At 65.7% G+C, this 15,904-nt stretch carries 20 protein-coding genes; 1 reads left to right on the top strand and 19 read right to left on the bottom strand.

Annotation, left to right across the window (positions count from 1 at the left end; translation table 11 throughout):
* Window positions 1–269 precede the first annotated feature (269 nt).
* From DFO50_RS19555 to ydiK, 15 genes are all read right to left on the bottom strand, one after another.
* Complete coding sequence (locus tag DFO50_RS19555) at window positions 270–1,199, bottom strand: isochorismatase family protein (RefSeq protein WP_084300104.1); 930 nt, start codon at window positions 1,197–1,199, stop codon at window positions 270–272.
* Between the two features lie 28 nt (window positions 1,200–1,227).
* On the bottom strand, window positions 1,228–1,881 hold the full coding sequence (locus DFO50_RS10560; RefSeq protein ID WP_028499503.1) for a glutathione S-transferase family protein: 654 nt from the start codon (window positions 1,879–1,881) through the stop codon (window positions 1,228–1,230).
* Between the two features lie 73 nt (window positions 1,882–1,954).
* Entirely contained in the window at window positions 1,955–2,149 is a 195-nt protein-coding gene (gene iscX / locus DFO50_RS10565; protein WP_028499504.1) for a Fe-S cluster assembly protein IscX, read from the bottom strand.
* A gap of 2 nt (window positions 2,150–2,151) precedes the next feature.
* Complete coding sequence (locus tag DFO50_RS10570; protein ID WP_233495239.1) at window positions 2,152–2,655, bottom strand: YbaK/EbsC family protein; 504 nt, start codon at window positions 2,653–2,655, stop codon at window positions 2,152–2,154.
* A 48-nt stretch (window positions 2,656–2,703) separates the two neighbouring features.
* Window positions 2,704–3,042: an ISC system 2Fe-2S type ferredoxin gene (gene fdx, locus DFO50_RS10575; RefSeq protein ID WP_028499506.1), complete on the bottom strand. Its 339-nt coding sequence runs from the start codon at window positions 3,040–3,042 to the stop codon at window positions 2,704–2,706.
* A 9-nt stretch (window positions 3,043–3,051) separates the two neighbouring features.
* Entirely contained in the window at window positions 3,052–4,911 is a 1,860-nt protein-coding gene (gene hscA / locus DFO50_RS10580) for a Fe-S protein assembly chaperone HscA (protein WP_028499507.1), read from the bottom strand.
* A gap of 104 nt (window positions 4,912–5,015) precedes the next feature.
* A complete protein-coding gene (gene hscB, locus DFO50_RS10585) occupies window positions 5,016–5,531 on the bottom strand; it encodes a Fe-S protein assembly co-chaperone HscB (RefSeq protein WP_028499508.1) in 516 nt (171 codons plus the stop codon).
* 69 nt (window positions 5,532–5,600) lie between these two features.
* Window positions 5,601–5,924, bottom strand: coding sequence for an iron-sulfur cluster assembly protein IscA (iscA, locus tag DFO50_RS10590; protein ID WP_028499509.1), 324 nt, complete (start codon window positions 5,922–5,924; stop codon window positions 5,601–5,603).
* 13 nt (window positions 5,925–5,937) lie between these two features.
* The gene (gene iscU, locus DFO50_RS10595; protein WP_028499510.1) at window positions 5,938–6,327 is read right to left on the bottom strand and encodes a Fe-S cluster assembly scaffold IscU; all 390 of its coding nucleotides are present in this window, start codon (window positions 6,325–6,327) and stop codon (window positions 5,938–5,940) included.
* A 64-nt stretch (window positions 6,328–6,391) separates the two neighbouring features.
* Complete coding sequence (locus DFO50_RS10600; RefSeq protein WP_028499511.1) at window positions 6,392–7,609, bottom strand: IscS subfamily cysteine desulfurase; 1,218 nt, start codon at window positions 7,607–7,609, stop codon at window positions 6,392–6,394.
* Window positions 7,610–7,638: 29 nt separating this feature from the next.
* On the bottom strand, window positions 7,639–8,115 hold the full coding sequence (gene iscR, locus DFO50_RS10605; RefSeq protein ID WP_028499512.1) for a Fe-S cluster assembly transcriptional regulator IscR: 477 nt from the start codon (window positions 8,113–8,115) through the stop codon (window positions 7,639–7,641).
* A 52-nt stretch (window positions 8,116–8,167) separates the two neighbouring features.
* The gene (gene cysE / locus DFO50_RS10610; protein ID WP_373280117.1) at window positions 8,168–8,923 is read right to left on the bottom strand and encodes a serine O-acetyltransferase; all 756 of its coding nucleotides are present in this window, start codon (window positions 8,921–8,923) and stop codon (window positions 8,168–8,170) included.
* A gap of 49 nt (window positions 8,924–8,972) precedes the next feature.
* Window positions 8,973–9,719: an S-methyl-5'-thioinosine phosphorylase gene (locus DFO50_RS10615; protein ID WP_028499514.1), complete on the bottom strand. Its 747-nt coding sequence runs from the start codon at window positions 9,717–9,719 to the stop codon at window positions 8,973–8,975.
* Window positions 9,720–9,804: 85 nt separating this feature from the next.
* The gene (locus DFO50_RS10620) at window positions 9,805–10,419 is read right to left on the bottom strand and encodes a hypothetical protein (RefSeq protein ID WP_107889294.1); all 615 of its coding nucleotides are present in this window, start codon (window positions 10,417–10,419) and stop codon (window positions 9,805–9,807) included.
* 3 nt (window positions 10,420–10,422) lie between these two features.
* On the bottom strand, window positions 10,423–11,547 hold the full coding sequence (ydiK, locus tag DFO50_RS10625; RefSeq protein ID WP_028499516.1) for an AI-2E family transporter YdiK: 1,125 nt from the start codon (window positions 11,545–11,547) through the stop codon (window positions 10,423–10,425).
* A gap of 127 nt (window positions 11,548–11,674) precedes the next feature.
* Here ydiK and DFO50_RS10630 point away from each other — a divergent pair, with 127 nt between their 5' ends.
* Window positions 11,675–12,340: a 4'-phosphopantetheinyl transferase superfamily protein gene (locus tag DFO50_RS10630; protein WP_112692484.1), complete on the top strand. Its 666-nt coding sequence runs from the start codon at window positions 11,675–11,677 to the stop codon at window positions 12,338–12,340.
* Here the strand turns inward: DFO50_RS10630 and DFO50_RS10635 are convergent.
* The 4 genes from DFO50_RS10635 to fabG form a co-directional block, all read right to left on the bottom strand.
* On the bottom strand, window positions 12,308–13,384 hold the full coding sequence (locus DFO50_RS10635) for a methyltransferase (protein ID WP_028499517.1): 1,077 nt from the start codon (window positions 13,382–13,384) through the stop codon (window positions 12,308–12,310). The genes DFO50_RS10630 and DFO50_RS10635 overlap by 33 nt on opposite strands.
* An 83-nt stretch (window positions 13,385–13,467) precedes the next feature.
* The gene (locus DFO50_RS10640; protein ID WP_107889289.1) at window positions 13,468–13,905 is read right to left on the bottom strand and encodes an excinuclease ATPase subunit; all 438 of its coding nucleotides are present in this window, start codon (window positions 13,903–13,905) and stop codon (window positions 13,468–13,470) included.
* A gap of 34 nt (window positions 13,906–13,939) precedes the next feature.
* The gene (locus DFO50_RS10645; RefSeq protein ID WP_112692485.1) at window positions 13,940–15,172 is read right to left on the bottom strand and encodes a beta-ketoacyl-ACP synthase; all 1,233 of its coding nucleotides are present in this window, start codon (window positions 15,170–15,172) and stop codon (window positions 13,940–13,942) included.
* Window positions 15,169–15,900 (bottom strand): 3-oxoacyl-ACP reductase FabG, encoded by a 732-nt coding sequence (gene fabG, locus DFO50_RS10650; protein WP_112692486.1) that lies wholly within the window; start codon window positions 15,898–15,900, stop codon window positions 15,169–15,171. Before fabG ends, DFO50_RS10645 begins: the two co-directional genes overlap by 4 nt.
* Window positions 15,901–15,904 lie beyond the last annotated feature (4 nt).

A 15,904-nucleotide genomic window follows, 5' to 3' on the forward strand; every position in this document is an offset into this window, starting at 1 on the left:
TCTCAAAAGAACTTCTGAAAGTTCTTCCTTGACTGTGTAAGCCTTGCTTTTCAGCAAGCGCCTACACTTATCGGTTGTCTGTTTTGTTAAAGAGCGTTTTTCCGAACTGAATCAGCGACTTGCTGCTTCGTTCGGCGCTGCGTCGTGCAGCGAGGAAGCGAACTATACGTCCGCCCCTCTCTTCCGTCAACACCCGTTTTCCGCTTTTTTGTCACCGATCCGGCAAGTCCTTGAGCGGAAAGATTTTTCCTGAAACCACTTTTCCCGCTTCATCCTGCGACGGCAATCAGCGAAGGCGATTTCCCGCTGGCGATGTCCAGCAGACGGTCGATATTCGGGTGTTTTCCGGGGTTCGCCCGGGCATCCGCGCTGTGTTCCGCATACAGCAGCAGCCCGGCTTCGGCCGCTTCCGGGCCGATACGGGCCTGGAAATGATCGAGCAGATAGCGGTAGACGCGCAACGAACCGCTCTGTCCCGGCTTGTCTTCCAGCAGGACCGGAGGCACTTCGCTCTCGAACCCCAGCAGCGTCAGCCGGCAGGCCGCCGCAAAGTGGCCGCGCCCTGCGTCCAGCAGCGGCAGGATTTCGGCAAAGGTCTTGCCGCGCAGCTGCCCCTGCATGACCGCGCTCTCCCGCTGCGACACGCCAAGCGGCTTGTCTTCCACCAGGTAGGTCTTGCTCATATGGCGGAACAGGTCGGTGCCGGCGAGACGCAGGGTCTCGAACAGCACCATTTCGCGCGTCACCAGAATCACTCCGGCCTGCTGGCAACGCAGCAGGGCGACGTCGACGTCGCTGTCGGCGCGGGAGCCGATGCAGTCGCGGACCAGGAAGACCTGCCTGCCCTGCGCGCGCAGTTCCAGCACGGTCTGCAGCACGCAGACGTGGGCTTCCATCCCGCACACGATCACTTGCGAGCGCGCCATCAGGCTGTCCGGCAGGCAACCGGCGGCCACGCAGGAGAAGTGGTTCTTTTCGACGATATCGGCACGCGGCGCCCGCGCCAGCAGCGACGGGGCGGTATGCCCCAGTCCGCGCGGGTACTGTTCGGAGAAGACAATCGGCAGACCGGCATCGGCCGCGGCCGAGATCAGTTTGCCGGCATTGGCCAGCAGCGCTTCCGCGCCACGAATGGCCGGCAGCAGCTTGTCCTGGATGTCGACCACCAGCAGGGTGGCGTCGGAGAGATCAATCAGCATGCGGAGTCCTCGTTCTGGGGAAGGAAGATCAGGCGTCGGCGTAGGGTTCAGCCGAACGGATGAGCGGTTCGCTTTCTGCGGCCTGCAGCCATTCGTTCATTGCCGGCAGTGCATAGAGGGCATCGACCCAGTCGCGCACCAGCGGCGGCAGCTGGACGCCGTAGGTGACAAGCCGGGTCGCCACTGGCGCATACATGGCATCGGCAATGCCGAACTCGCCAAACAGGAAACGTCCGGTGCCGCCAAAGCGGGTCCGGCAGTCGCTGACCAGTTCGACCACCCGCGCCACGTCGGCCAGGGCCGCGTCGGTATGGCCGCGCCCGGGCAGGCGGGCGCAGAAGTTGGTCGGCATCGCCTGGCGCAGTGCGCCAAAGCCGGCATGCATTTCTGCGGCGATCGAACGCGCATGGGCACGGGCAATCCGTTCCGCCGGCCACAGCGGCAGTTGCGGAAAACGCTCGGCCAGATAATCAAGGATGGCCAGCGATTCCCAGACCAGCGCGCCATCGTCGATCAGTGCCGGCACCTTGCCGGTCGGCGAGTAAGCCAGCCGCTCGGCACGGGTGTCACCCTGGTACAGGTTGACCATGATTTCGTCGAACGGCAGATCGAAGTGGCGCATCAGCAGCCAGGGCCGCAGCGACCAGGACGAATAGCGCTTGTTACCAATGATCAATTGCATGAAATCTCCCGCGTGCAGGTCACAGTGAGCAAAACGCTCCGGCATGCGGAGCGTTTCTGGTAATAGCTACAGCTTATTCGGCTTCATCGATCCACGCCATCTGGATGGCTTCGAGGATCTTCTCGCCACAGTGACCGGGGTCGTCGTCGAAGTCGGGCAGTCCCATCACCCAGTCGCGCAGGTCGGTAAAACGTACCGTTTTCGGGTCGATGTCCGGGTGCTGCTCCACCAGCTCGATGGCGATATCCAGCGTATCGGTCCATTTCATGTTCAATTCTCCTTGATGTCGGCGACACGGGCACCGGTAGCCGCCACCAGGTCGGCGGCCGTGGTGCGGAACACGGCGAACGGGCTGCCGGCTGCGGCCCAGAGCTCGTCATACTGGAACAGGTCTTCATCCAGCAGCAGATCGACCGGATCGTTGGCATGGCCGACCGGCGATACGCCGCCGATGGCGAAGCCGGTCTTTTCGCGCACGAAGTCCGCGTTCGCCTTGCCGATGGTCTTGCCGGTCAGTGCCGCCAGCTTGGCGGTCGACACGCGGTTGGTGCCGCTGGCGACGACGATCAGTGCGCGGTCGCTGTCGACCTCGCGAAAGACCATGGATTTGGCAATCTGCGCCACGCTGCAGCCGATGGCGGCGGCGGCTTCGGCCGAGGTGCGGGTCGAATCCGCCATTTCGCGGATCTCGGCCTGCAGGCCCAGTGCTTTCAGTGCTTCCGCGACCCGGGCGACGCTGCCGCCGCCTGTCGCGCCCTGAGGATGCTCACTCATGCTTCTCCCCTGCCCGGCCGGCAGTTGACGGCCGGTCCGATGAGCTGATCAATGATGTTCGCGGGCGTGGTTGACGGTATAGCGCGGAATGTCCACGACCAGATCGTCTTCCGCCACGATGGCCTGACATGACAGGCGGGACTGCGGTTCCAGCCCCCATGCCTTGTCGAGCATATCGTCTTCCAGCTCGTCGGACGGATCAAGGGAATCGAAGCCTTCGCGCACCACGACGTGGCAGGTGGTGCAGGCGCAGCTCATTTCGCAGGCATGCTCGATCTCGATATCGTGTTCCAGCAGGAGCTTACAGAGGTTCTGCCCGGGAACGGCGTCGATGACCGCCCCGTCCGGACACAGGTCGGGATTGGGCAGGACGATGATTTTCGGCATGGGGAGTCCTTACAGGTCGCTGATTTTCTGGCCGGCCAGCGCGCGACGGATATTGCGATCCATGCGCCGGGCGGCAAATTCGTTGGTGGCGTCGTTCAGGCGGGCAGTGGCGGCGTTGATGGCCACGGTCTGTTGCGAGGCGATCGCGCTGCGCAGCCCGGCTTCGGCATCGACGATCGCGGCCCGCTCGGCGCCGTCGAGCAGATCGCCGTCGACCTGCAGTGCGGCTTCCGTCGTGGCGAGCAGGCTTTCCGCGTCAACCACGGCTTCACGCAGCTTGCGCGCGACGATATCGTCCTTCACGTGTTCGATCGAGTCGGCCAGCATCTGGGTGATCTGGTCGTCGGTCAGGCCGTAGCTCGGCTTGACCGAGATGCTGGCCTCGACGCCGCTCGACTGCTCGCGCGCGCTGACGCCGAGCAGGCCGTCGGCATCGACCTGGAAGGTGACGCGGATCCGCGCCGCACCGGCCACCATCGGCGGGATGCCGCGCAGTTCGAAACGCGCCAGGCTGCGGCAATCGGTAACCAGTTCGCGCTCGCCCTGCAGCACATGCACCGCCATGGCGGTCTGCCCGTCCTTGAAGGTCGTGAATTCCTGCGCCCGCGCGGTCGGGATGGTGCTGTTGCGCGGAATGATCTTTTCCACCAGCCCGCCCATGGTTTCGATACCGAGCGACAGCGGAATCACGTCCAGCAGCAGCCAGTCGTCTTCGGTCTTGTTGCCGGCCAGCACATTGGCCTGCATGGCGGCACCGAGGGCGACGACCTGGTCCGGGTCGAGGTTGGTCAGCGGCGTGCAGCCGAAGTACTCGCCGACCGAGCGGCGGATTTGCGGCATGCGCGTCGCGCCGCCGACCAGCACCACGCCGTTGACGTCCGCCGGCGCGATCTTCGCGTCGCGCAGCGCCTTGCGCACCGGCAGCAGGGTCTTTTCCACCAGCGTGCGGCTGATGTCGCCGAAGACGTCGCGCGTCAGCAGCAGGTCGACTTCGGTCTTGTCCGACAGCACGGTGTTGATATGCGCCTCGCTGGCGTCGGTCAGGCGTTCCTTGGCAGCGCGGGCGTGGGTCAGCAGCAGGCGGATGTCGTGGTCTTCGAGTTGCGACAGCGATGCCTGTTCGAGAATCCAGCAGAACACGCGCTGGTCGAAATCGTCGCCGCCCAGCGCGGAATCGCCGCTGGTCGACAGCACTTCGAACACGCCGCGTGTCAGGCGCAGCACCGACACGTCGAAGGTGCCGCCGCCAAGGTCATAGACGACGTACACGCCTTCGGACGCGTTATCCAGGCCGTAGGCGATGGCCGCCGCCGTCGGTTCGTTCAGCAGGCGCAGCACATTGAGGCCGGCCAGCCGCGCCGCGTCCTTGGTCGCCTGACGCTGTGCGTCGTCGAAGTAGGCCGGCACGGTAATGACGGCACCGGTCAGTTCGCCGCCCAGCGACGCTTCGGCGCGGACTTTCAGTGCCCGCAGGATGTCGGCGGAGATTTCGACCGGCGACTTGACGCCCTGGCGGGTCGCCAGCTGCACCATGCCCGGCGCATCGACAAAGCGGTACGGCGTCGAGGCGGTGTCGCCGATGTCTTTCAGGTCGCGGCCCATGTAGCGTTTGACCGAGACGATGGTGTTGTGCGGATCGTCGCTCTGCCGCGCGCGCGCGGCATGGCCGACGACGACGCTGCCGTCTTCCATGTAGCGGACCACCGAGGGCAGCAGGTTGTAGCCATGCTCGTCCGGCAGCACGGTGGCAGAACCGCTGCGCACGGTCGCCACGAGGGAGTTGGTCGTGCCCAGGTCGATGCCGACCGCGAGGCGATGCTGGTGCGGAGCGGCCGACAGGCCGGGTTCGGAGATTTGCAGCAGAGCCATGAACGTTATGTCACCACAAAACGGGACGAGGACGACCGCTGGCGGCGGCACGCCGGATCAGTCCGGCGGCCTGCGGTCTCGTCACCCCTTGGGAATCATCGGAATCAGAACAGCAGCGCCTCGATGGCATCGCCGATTTCTTCATCGAGTTTTTCGAGAAAACGCAATTTTCGCACGAGCAGCGCCGCAGTTTCATTGTCTGCGTCGACATCCAGCGCCTGCCCGAGGCTGACGGTCAGCGCGTCGGTGTCGCGACGGACGTCGGCCGACAGGCGTTCCAGCTGGTCGACGTCGCGCGCGATCCGCGCGTCCGCCACGGCCTCGCGCCACTCCATCTGTGCCATCAGGAAGTCGACCGGCATCGCGGTGTTGGTTTCTTCCTGGGTATCGACACCCGCCAGCGACAGCAGATAGCGCGCGCGCAGCAGCGGGCGCTTCAGCACCTGGTAGGCTTCGTTCACGCGTGTCGCGTACTGCATGGCCAGACGCCGGTCGGCATCCGGCTTGTGCGCATGGCGGTCAGGGTGGACCTCGGCCTGCACGCGACGGTAGGCGGCTTCAAGTGCCGGCAGGTCGACGGCGAAGCGCTGGGGCAGGTCGAACAGGGAAAAGTGGGTCATCGGGCGGACAGTGCAGCAGAAATGAACAAGGCGCGCCTCCTCGCGGAGGGCGCGCCTGGCAAGCGGGGCTCAGACGTGGAAGCTCTCACCGCAACCACACTCGTTCTTCACGTTCGGGTTGTTGAACCTGAAGCCCTCGTTGAGGCCTTCCTTGACGAAATCGAGTTCGGTGCCGTCAAGGTAGGCCAGGCTCTTCGCATCGGTAAACACCTTGACGCCGTGGCTCTCGAACGTCAGGTCCGAACCGTCGACCGCGTCGACGAACTCGAGCTTGTAGGCCATGCCGGAGCAGCCGGAGGTTTTGACGCCCAGCCGCAGTCCGACACCCTTGCCACGCTTTTCGAGGTAGCGCTGGACGTGACGCGCCGCGCTTTCGGTCAGGGTAATCGACATCATGCGTCCCTTCTCAGTTTTCCGCGCCGTGCTTCTGCTTGTAGTCGGTCACGGCCGCCTTGATGGCGTCCTCGGCCAGAATCGAGCAGTGAATCTTGACCGGCGGCAGCGCCAGTTCTTCGGCAATCGCGGTGTTCTTGATCGTCAGGGCTTCGTCGAGCGTCTTGCCCTTGACCCATTCGGTGACCAGCGAGCTGGAGGCGATGGCGGAACCGCAGCCGTAGGTCTTGAACTTCGCGTCCTCGATCACGCCGTCGGCACCGACCTTGATCTGCAGCTTCATCACGTCGCCACAGGCCGGTGCGCCGACCATGCCGGTCCCGATGGTGGTGTCGCCCTTTTCGAACGAACCGACGTTGCGGGGATTCTCGTAGTGGTCGATGACCTTGGAACTGTAAGACATTTCTCTACTCCTCGAAGCGAGGCCGATCCGCCCTGTTTCCGGTCGGGATCAGCCCGTCAGTCAATCAATGCGCGGCCCACTGGACGCTGTTCAGGTCGACGCCGTCCTTGAACATTTCCCACAGCGGCGACAGTTCGCGCAGCTTGCCGATCTTGTCGTGCAGCAGCTTCACGGCAAAGTCGATTTCCTCGACCGTGGTGAAGCGGCCGATGGTGAAGCGGATCGAGCTGTGCGCCAGTTCGTCGTTGCGGCCCAGGGCGCGCAAGACGTAGGACGGTTCCAGCGACGCCGACGTGCAGGCCGAACCCGACGACACGGCCAGGTCCTTGATCGCCATGATCAGGCTTTCGCCTTCGACGAAGTTAAAGCTGACGTTCAGGTTCTGGGCGACGCGGCGTTCGAGGTCACCGTTCAGGTAGACCTGTTCGATGTCGGACAGCCCGCTCCACAGCCGGTCGCGCAGCATGCGGATGCGTTCGTTCTCGGTGGCCATTTCCTCGCGGGCGATGCGGAATGCCTCGCCCATGCCGACGATCTGGTGCGTGGCCAGCGTGCCGGAGCGCATGCCGCGTTCGTGACCGCCGCCATGCATCTGCGCCTCGATGCGCACACGCGGCTTGCGGCGGACGTACAGCGCGCCGATGCCCTTCGGGCCATAGGTCTTGTGGGCGGAGAAGCTCATCAGGTCAACCTTGAGCTTTTCCAGATCGATCACGACCTTGCCGGTGGCCTGGGCGGCATCAACATGGAACAGCACGCCCTTTTCGCGGCACAGGTTGCCGATGGCATCCATGTCCTGAATCACGCCGATTTCGTTGTTGACCAGCATGACCGACACCAGGATGGTGTCCGGACGGATGGCGTCGCGCAGGCGGTCGAGGTCGAGCAGACCGTTGTCCTGCACGTCGAGATAGGTGACTTCAAAGCCCTGGCGCTCCAGCTCGCGCATGGTGTCCAGCACGGCCTTGTGTTCGGTCTTGACCGTGATCAGATGGCGGCCCCGGGTCTTGTAGAACTGGGCCGCGCCCTTGATGGCCAGGTTGTTGGACTCGGTCGCACCGGACGTCCAGACGATTTCCTTCGGATCACAGTTGACCAGCCGCGCGACTTCGGTACGGGCGTTTTCGACCGCCTCTTCCGCGACCCAGCCGAAGCTGTGGCTGCGCGATGCGGGGTTGCCGAATTTTTCGGTCAGGAACGGGATCATCGCCTCGGCGACACGCGGGTCGATCGGGGTGGTTGCCGAGTAGTCGAGATAGACGGGAAGCGAAAGTTGGCTCATCGATATGCTCCAGTTGCCAATGAGGTTCGTCAGGCTGCGGCGCGTGCGTCGCTGCGGCCGCGCCGCTCACGGGCGTCGACCAGCACATTTTGTCCGCACTGCGCGCGCTGCTGATCCACCAGGCTGCCGAGCGTAACGGCCTCGAGGTAGGCATAGATTGTGCGGTTGAGATCGGTCCACAGATCGTGGGTCATGCAGCGGTGGCTGTCGTGACAGTTTTCCTGCCCACCACAGGAGGTGGCGTCGAGCGGTTCGTCGACGGCGATGATGATGTTCGCGACGGAAATGTTGACTGCATCCCGGGCCAGACAGTAACCACCGCCCGGACCGCGCACGCTGTCCACCAGTTCGGCACGGCGCAACTTGCCGAACAACTGCTCGAGATAGGACAGGGAGATGCCCTGGCGCTCGCTGATGCCGGCGAGCGTGACCGGACCGTTGTGCTCGCGCAGCGCCAGATCCAGCATGGCGGTTACGGCGAAGCGGCCTTTGGTGGTCAATCGCATGTCGTTCTCCCTCATCGAATTTCGATGGTGAGAATACTAAAACCCGAGTGTTTTAGTCAACAATTTTATTGAGCCGGTCAGGGTCGAAATCGTCGCCGTTGCGGCCGGCGTTTCCGGTGTCGATACCGTGCTGTTCGAGCAGGGCGAGCAGCCGTTCCAGGCGCCGGTCGGTCAGTGCCGAATGGTCGATCAGCGCGTGCAGCGCCTTGACCACCGGATCGTTCATGTCGCCGCCGACCCCGTACTGGGCAAAGCGCGTGTCGGTGCTGCCGCCATCGCGCGACTCGACCAGTCTGGCCGGGATGCCGACGGCGGTCGCGCCAGCCGGCACGTCCTTCATGACGACAGCGTTCGAGCCGATACGCGCCTTGTCGTGCACGGTGATCGGCCCCAGCACCTTCGCGCCGGCGCCCACCACGACCCCGGCGCCGAGTGTCGGGTGGCGTTTGCCTTTCTGCCAGCTGGTGCCGCCCAGGGTGACGCCATGATACAGCGTGCAGTCATCGCCGACTTCTGCCGTTTCGCCGATCACGACGCCCATGCCGTGGTCGATGAACACCCGGCGGCCGATACGGGCGCCGGGATGGATCTCGATGCCGGTCAGCCAGCGCGACAGATGCGACACGAAGCGCCCGCTCCACTTGAAGCCGCGCTGCCACAGCCCGTGCGCCAGCCGGTGCAGTGTCAGGGCGTGGAAGCCGGGATAGCAGGTAAGCACTTCCCAGACGGTCCGCGCGGCGGGATCACGGTCGAACACGCAGCGGATATTTTCGCGCAGCCGGGAGAACATTGTCGGGTCCGGTGTCAAAGAAGGGACACCGCGAGTGTGGGCCACCCGCGGGCAAATGCAAACCGGTTCAGTGGCTGCCGTGGGTGACCGCGGCGATCAGGATCTTGCCGACCGACTCCAGTGCGGCGGCAAAGGCCTGGCTCTGGCTGTCGAAGGTCACCGAGGCGACGCTGTCGCCCTTGCCGGCGGCCCAGTTCACCACCGGCGCCAGGCACGCATACGGCACGCCCTTTTCCCGGGCCAGCGCGGCTTCCGGCATGCCGGTCATGCCGACCATGTCGGCACCGTCGCGTTCCAGCCGGCGGATTTCCGCCGCGGTTTCCAGTCGCGGCCCCTGGGTGCAGGCATACACGCCGCCATCATGGGCGTCGACGCCGGCGCTCTTTGCGGCCTGCAGCAGGCGCGCGCGCAGTCTGGCGTCATAGGGCAGTGTCAGGTCGGTGTGGACGACCGGGATGTCGGCGCCTTCGAAATAGGTGTGCGCGCGGCCCCAGGTGTAGTCGATGATCTGGTCCGGCACCGCGACGGTGCCCGGTGGCACGCCGGCGGAAATGCCGCCGACCGAGCCGACGGCGACGATGCCGCTCACGCCCTGCTCCGCCAGTGCCCAGATGTTGGCGCGGTAGTTGATCTCGTGCGGCGCCAGCGAATGTCCGTAGCCGTGGCGGGCGATGAACACGACCGGATGGCCGCCGATCAGGCCGAAGGTCAGCGGGCAGGACGGATCGCCGAACGGGGTGCGGACGATCTGGCGCTGGGTGGATTCGAAACCGGGCAGGCGGTACAGGCCGCTGCCGCCGATAATGGCGAGCATCACGTCTCCATGACGGAATGAGGATGGCGAAACATACCATTCGCTTCGCCATCCACCAACGGCCACGCGCCGCCGTGATCCGGAATTACAGTACGCCGTCCTTGCGCATGCGCTCGATCAGCACCCCGGCCAGCTTCGTGGTCAGCCCGGCCACGTCCTGCCCGGCGATGGTTTCGCTGGTGCCGCTCCAGATGACTTTTTCCTGTTTGAAGTCCCACAGCGTCGACTCGATGACCAGCACTTCATACTGGTCGACCTGCGGCGGCATCGATGCCCAGGCCGCGCCATACCAGCCATAGAAGCCGCCATAGCCCGGTCCCATGTAGCCGGGCGACACGCTGATGCGCTGATCGACGCGCAGCAGCCGGGTGACCAGGATCGCGTCGGAACCGGTCCGGGTGACCGTGTCGCGGATGTCGGCCCGCGACAGCTGCCCGCTTTCCGGCAGCAGCGCATAGCTGGTCGCGGCCGGGATGCCGGCATCGCGCAGGCTCCGGGCAAAGCTGTCCTCGAAGATGCGGCGATGACTGTCGCTCTTGCTGATGCCGATCACCAGTATCTGCTTCGGTGCCGGTCCGCTGAAATCGGGGCTGCGCCAGACCGAGGTCAGTTGCGGCGTCGAGCAGGCGGTCAGTACGACGCAGGCGGCCACGGCCAGCCAGCCGGCAATCCGGCGGCCTCCGGTGGAGAGGATCGACATGGCTTACTCCTGTGAGTGGGGGGAATGACTGTCGGCAGGGGTCGGGACGCTGTCCGGCGTCACGACAGGCGACACCAGGCCCTCATCGATCCATGCCTTCAGCAAGGTATAGGACACGGCCAGAATCACCGGACCGACAAACAGGCCGACGATGCCGAAGGCCAGCAGGCCGCCGATCACGCCGACCAGGATCAGCAGCAGCGGCAGGTCGGCGCCGCGCCGGATCAGGATGGGTCGCAGCACATTGTCCAGCGTGCCGACGATGCCGGTCCAGACCAGCAGCGACGTCGCCCACACCGGCTCGTTCTGCCAGTACAGCCATGCCACCGCGCCCAGCAGCGGCAACGTCGGCCCGATCTGGGCGATGCACAGCAGCAGCATCAGCACGGTCAGCAGACCGGCAAACGGCACGCCGGCAATCCAGACGCCGAGCCCGCCGAGCGCGGACTGGGTCAGCGCGGTGACGACGATGCCCAGCGCAACGGCGCGGATGGCCATGCCGGCCAGCAGCAGCGCATTCTCGCCCCGGGAGCCGGCCAGCCGGCGTGCAAAGCGCCGCAGGCCGCAGGCCGCCGCTTCGCCCCGGGCGTACAGAATGGCGGACACCGCCAGCGTCAGCAGCAGGTGGACGACCAGCATGCCGGCCGAGCCGGCGGCAGCCAGCCCCTGGTTGGCGATCAGCATCGCATACGGCTGCAGCCGGGCCAGCACGCCGCCGGAGCCGGCATCGGACAGGCGCTGCCACTCGCTGCCGACGGCGTTGCCGATCAGCGGCAGCTGTCCCACCCACGCCGGCGGCGCCGGCAGGGTGTAGGCGGGCAGTGCCTTGGCCCAGCCGGCGATCGCGTCGGCATGCTCGGCCACGATGGAAATCCCGGCGACGATGGGCAGCACCAGCAGCACCAGCATGATCAGCATCATGACCAGCACTGCCAGGCTGCGACGTCCCCACAGCCGGCGCTGCACCGACAGCAGGATGGGCCAGGTCGCGACGACCACCGTGGTCGCCCAGACCAGCGCGACCAGGAACGGACGCAGGACCCAGAGGCTGCCGGCAATCAGCAGACTGGTAATCAGGATGAGGAGCAGCGCGCGCGCCAGATCGTTGCGGGGAGAAACAGGGTTCACGGACGCTCCATGGCGCAGGGTCGAATGACTAGGATGCCCGGAGCCCGGGCAGAATGCGAGTGAGTATAGAACAGCGTTCCCTTGCCGGCGGCGGGCCAAACCCGCGCGGCAGGCGGATAATGCGCGCATGAACATCCATCTGGCCTTTGCCCGCCTTGTGCCGCCGGACGCGGACGCGGCGCCGCTCCCGCAGCGCGCCTCGCTGGCCGCCCGCGCGCTGCTGGCACGATTGCTGGCGGTAACGCACGGCATGGAGGAGCTGCCGGAGATCGTGCGCGAGGCCGGCGGCCGCCCCCGTTTCCGCGATGCCGCGCTGCCCGCCTTCAGCCTCAGCCACAGCCGCGACTGCATTGCGGTTGCCCTGGGCGGAACCGGGCCGGTCGGCCTCGATATCGAACTGCCGCGACCACGCACGCACATGGCCGACATGGCCGATGCGCTGTATTCGGCACCGGAGCGCGACTGGATGGCGTCAGGTCCGGCACTGGAACGCTTCTACCTGCTGTGGTGCATCCGCGAGGCGGCGTTGAAGGCGGGAGGGCACGGGCTGGCGGAGCTGTCCCGGGTCGAGGTCGATCCGGTCGCCGCCACGCTGCGCTATCCGCGCACGCCGCACGGCCAGGTGCTGGCCGGCCTGCATGACGGCTGCAGCTGGGCGCTGCATGTGCCGTGGCCGGCGCGGCTGCACTGGCGGGATGCGCAGGCCGCGCCGATCGGCAGTCCGCCGCTTGCCCTCCGGCTGGACTGCCTGCCGGCCGGATCAGGCGTCGGCCAGCTTGCGACAGATCAGTAGCGTGTGACCCTTGCCGAGGTCGTCGTATTCGTCCTCGACATGGAAGCCCGCCAGCCGCAGGCACTTCAGCATCACTTTCGAGTGATAGAAACGGCTGTTGCCATTGGCGAGGCAGGTAAAGTACAGCGATGTCGCATTGAGACTGAAGGCCGCCGCCTCGAAGCGCTGACGGTCCCAGAACAGCTCCATGATCGCCAGCCGGGCGTCCGGGCGCATGCTGCGGCCGATCAGCTTGAGGATGTGGACGATCTCGTCCTCGCTGAAGCAGTCGAGGAACTGGCTCATCCACCACAGGTCGGCGTCGCCGGGCAGCTGTTCCGCCTTGAGAATGTCGACCGGCCAGCCGTCGATGCGGCCGGCCAGCCCCTCGCGTTCGATGTTGTCCTGCGCCAGGGCCAGTTGCTGCGGCAGATCCAGCAGCGTGACACGCACGTCCGGATCGTGGCGCGCACAGCGCAACGCCCACTTGCCGGTATTGCCGCCGACGTCATAGATATGCGCAGGCCGGTAGTGGAAGATTTTCGCCAGCGCCTCGCTGAACGCCTGATCGGAATAGAAGTGGTCGAATTCGAACCAGCTTTCGCGCGCCTCGTCGGGCAGTTCGCCGAGTGCAGGGTAGATGGTCGGCCAGTCGCCGAACACCTGCAGTCCGGACGGTTTGCCGCTGCGGATGGCATCCAGCAGATGGCGCATCGCCTCGTAGCAGGTGTGCTGGGTGAAGTCCATGTTGGTCCGGGTCATCGGATCGTTCAGCAGGTAGTGACCGACCCGGGTCAGCCGGTAACGCGCCGACTTCAGGAACAGCACGCCACCGCTCAGTCCCATGTCCAGCAGCACCCCCACGGCATAGGGTGTCAGCCCGCTGTCGTCGACAAGGGTTTCCAGACTCGCGCCGTCGCGGTCGTGCCGTTCCAGCGCGGCCAGCAGGCCGGTCTCGCGCAGGCACCAGACCGCCTGGAACAGAATCGGCGCAAAGGCGATCTTCTGCGCAGCCGATACGGCCTCCAGCGCGTTCAGTCGATCATGGTCATAAACGGTTTCCACCCTGTCTCCCTGTTGCGGTCCGGCCAGCCGGACCCGTCGTGCATAGATGATGCCGGCCCGCATCATGCGGGCCGGCGGACCACTCAGTTGGCCGTCTTGCCGTAGCGGCCCTTCAGCGCCACGCCGGCGACCATGGCGCCAGCATGGCATTCATAAGTCGTGCTGCTGCGGGTTTCGTTTTTCTTGTAGTAGCTGACGATGTCGTACACCGCATTCGCCCCCAGTGACCTGGCCTTGTTCTGGAAAGCCATCAGCGCGGACAGCGCGGCCCAGCGGCAGGCGACGTCGTCGGCCTTGCCAAAGCCGTTGGTCTTGCGGTTGGACACGTCCTCACCCAGCTGCTCGGTAATGGCCGGGGTCTTCTGTCCGGCCAGGTAGAACTTGACCGAGCCGTCGAGCTTGTCCTTGGCTTCCGGCATGTTCAGCACGTCCTCGAACGGCAGGTGCAGCTCGGTGTCGCGGGCATGGGCCTGGCCGGCCAGCAGCAGGGCAAGCATCGAAAGCGCCAGTGTTTTTTTCATGATTCGTTCATCCTGTTGTCGATTGAAAAGCGGGTCAGTCGCAGCGGCGGAAGATCAGCGAGGTGTTGATGCCGCCGAAGGCAAAGTTGTTGCTCATGACCACGTCGGTTTCCAGCGCGCGCCCGTTCCCGGTCAGGTAGTCGAGCTCGGCACAGGCCGGATCGACGGCGTCGAGGTTCAGCGTCGGCGCAAACCAGCCGGCCCGCATCATCTCGATGGTCATCCAGGCTTCCAGCGCACCGCAGGCGCCGAGGGTGTGGCCCATATAGCTTTTCAGCGACGAGATCGGCATGCGGGTACCGAACACGTCCTGCGTGGCATGCGATTCGGCGACGTCGCCATGGTCGGTCGCCGTGCCGTGCGCGTTCACGTAGCCGATGTCGGCCGGCGCCAGGCCGGCGTCGTCAAGGGCCAGACGCATGGCTACCGCCATGGTGTCCGGGCGCGGCTGGGTCACGTGGCGGCCGTCGCTGTTGGTGCCATAGCCGATGATTTCCGCATAGGGCCGCGCGCCGCGCGCCAGCGCGTGCTCGCGCTCTTCCAGTACCAGCGTGCATGCGCCCTCGCCAAGCACCAGCCCGTCGCGGCGGGCATCGAACGGGCGCGGGGTCAGGGACGGCGTGTCGTTGTGGTCCGCGCTGGCGGCAAACAGGGTGTCGAACACCGCCGCCTCGGTCGCATCGAGTTCCTCGGCGCCGCCGGCGAGCATGGCGACCTGCTTGCCGGACTGGATCGCCTCGAAGGCATAGCCGATGCCCTGGCTGCCGGAGGTGCAGGCGCTGGAGGTGGTCACGATGCGGCCGGTAATGCCGAAGAACACGCCGATATTGACCGCTGCCGTATGCGACATCATCTTGATGTAGGTGGTTGCGCTGATGCCGGCGGTGGTCTTCTCGCTCATCACCGTGCCGAAATCGCCGATCGCGCCCGGCGAACCGGCCGACGAGCCGTAGGAAATGCCCATGCGGCCCGAACTGACCAGCGGGTCGCCATACAGGCCGGCATCACGCAGTGCCAGTTCGCTGGCACGGGTCGCCATCAGCGCCACCGGTCCCATGCTGCGGGTGCTCTTGCGGTGGTACAGCTCGGTCGGCAGGACATACGACGCGACCGGCGCGCCGACCTGGGTGTTGAGCCCGGCATAATCGGCCCAGGCACTCATGCGCTGTACGGCGTTGCGGCCGGCGCGCAGGCGCGCATGCACCGTTTCCCAGTCATGGCCGAGCGGGCTGAGCGCGCCGATGCCGGTAATCACTACGCGCTTCATCCGAGCAGCCCCCCGTTGACCGAAATGACCTGGCGGGTGATATAGGCGGCATCCTCGCCGAGCAGGAAGCGCACGGTGGCGGCGACCTCCTCCGGTTTGCCGACCCGGCGCGCCGGAATCATCTTCAGCGCTTCCTGCAGGATGTCGTCGTCGACCATCTCGGTGCCGATCAGGCCGGGTGCCACGCAGTTCACGGTGATGCCGCGGCTGGCCAGCTCGACCGCCAGCGCCTTGCTGGCGCCGATGATGCCGGCCTTGGCCGCGCTGTAGTTGACCTGGCCACGGTTGCCCATGATGCCGGACACCGACGACAGCGTGACGATGCGCCCCGGCTTGCGCGTCCGCACCATCGGCATGATCAGCGGGTTGAGCACGTTGTAGAACGCGTCGAGGTTGGTGTGAATCACCGCATCCCAGTCTTCCGGCGGCATGGCCGGGAAGGCGTTGTCGCGGGCAATGCCGGCATTGCAGACCACGCCGTAGTAGCAGCCGTGCTGCCCGACATCGTCGAGCAGCGCCCGGGCAGTCTCTTCGCGCTGGCCGACGTCGAACTGCAGCACGCGCACGTGCCGGCCCAGCGCCGCAATCTGCGCCGCCACCTCATCGGCCTGCTCTCGCCGCTCGCGGCAGTGCAGGACGATATCGTAGCCATCCTGCGCCAGGCACAGCGCAATGGCGCGGCCGATGCCACGGCTCGACCCGGTTATCAATACGGTCTTGTCAGTCATGTCC

Source organism: Microvirgula sp. AG722 (assembly GCF_003269145.1).
Lineage (GTDB): Bacteria > Pseudomonadota > Gammaproteobacteria > Burkholderiales > Aquaspirillaceae > Microvirgula > Microvirgula aerodenitrificans.

Excerpts from the sequence above, each read along its gene's own strand:
- DFO50_RS19555 (WP_084300104.1), bottom strand. The coding sequence starts at position 1,199 with ATGCTGATTGATCTCTCCGACGCCACCCTGCTGGTGGTCGACATCCAG.
- DFO50_RS10560 (WP_028499503.1), bottom strand. The coding sequence starts at position 1,881 with ATGCAATTGATCATTGGTAACAAGCGCTATTCGTCCTGGTCGCTGCGG.
- iscX (WP_028499504.1), bottom strand. The coding sequence starts at position 2,149 with ATGAAATGGACCGATACGCTGGATATCGCCATCGAGCTGGTGGAGCAG.
- DFO50_RS10570 (WP_233495239.1), bottom strand. The coding sequence starts at position 2,655 with ATGAGTGAGCATCCTCAGGGCGCGACAGGCGGCGGCAGCGTCGCCCGG.
- fdx (WP_028499506.1), bottom strand. The coding sequence starts at position 3,042 with ATGCCGAAAATCATCGTCCTGCCCAATCCCGACCTGTGTCCGGACGGG.
- hscA (WP_028499507.1), bottom strand. The coding sequence starts at position 4,911 with ATGGCTCTGCTGCAAATCTCCGAACCCGGCCTGTCGGCCGCTCCGCAC.
- hscB (WP_028499508.1), bottom strand. The coding sequence starts at position 5,531 with ATGACCCACTTTTCCCTGTTCGACCTGCCCCAGCGCTTCGCCGTCGAC.
- iscA (WP_028499509.1), bottom strand. The coding sequence starts at position 5,924 with ATGTCGATTACCCTGACCGAAAGCGCGGCGCGTCACGTCCAGCGCTAC.
- iscU (WP_028499510.1), bottom strand. The coding sequence starts at position 6,327 with ATGTCTTACAGTTCCAAGGTCATCGACCACTACGAGAATCCCCGCAAC.
- DFO50_RS10600 (WP_028499511.1), bottom strand. The coding sequence starts at position 7,609 with ATGAGCCAACTTTCGCTTCCCGTCTATCTCGACTACTCGGCAACCACC.
- iscR (WP_028499512.1), bottom strand. The coding sequence starts at position 8,115 with ATGCGATTGACCACCAAAGGCCGCTTCGCCGTAACCGCCATGCTGGAT.
- DFO50_RS10615 (WP_028499514.1), bottom strand. The coding sequence starts at position 9,719 with ATGCTCGCCATTATCGGCGGCAGCGGCCTGTACCGCCTGCCCGGTTTC.
- DFO50_RS10620 (WP_107889294.1), bottom strand. The coding sequence starts at position 10,419 with ATGTCGATCCTCTCCACCGGAGGCCGCCGGATTGCCGGCTGGCTGGCC.
- DFO50_RS10630 (WP_112692484.1), top strand. The coding sequence starts at position 11,675 with ATGAACATCCATCTGGCCTTTGCCCGCCTTGTGCCGCCGGACGCGGAC.
- DFO50_RS10640 (WP_107889289.1), bottom strand. The coding sequence starts at position 13,905 with ATGAAAAAAACACTGGCGCTTTCGATGCTTGCCCTGCTGCTGGCCGGC.
- DFO50_RS10645 (WP_112692485.1), bottom strand. The coding sequence starts at position 15,172 with ATGAAGCGCGTAGTGATTACCGGCATCGGCGCGCTCAGCCCGCTCGGC.
- fabG (WP_112692486.1), bottom strand. The coding sequence starts at position 15,900 with ATGACTGACAAGACCGTATTGATAACCGGGTCGAGCCGTGGCATCGGC.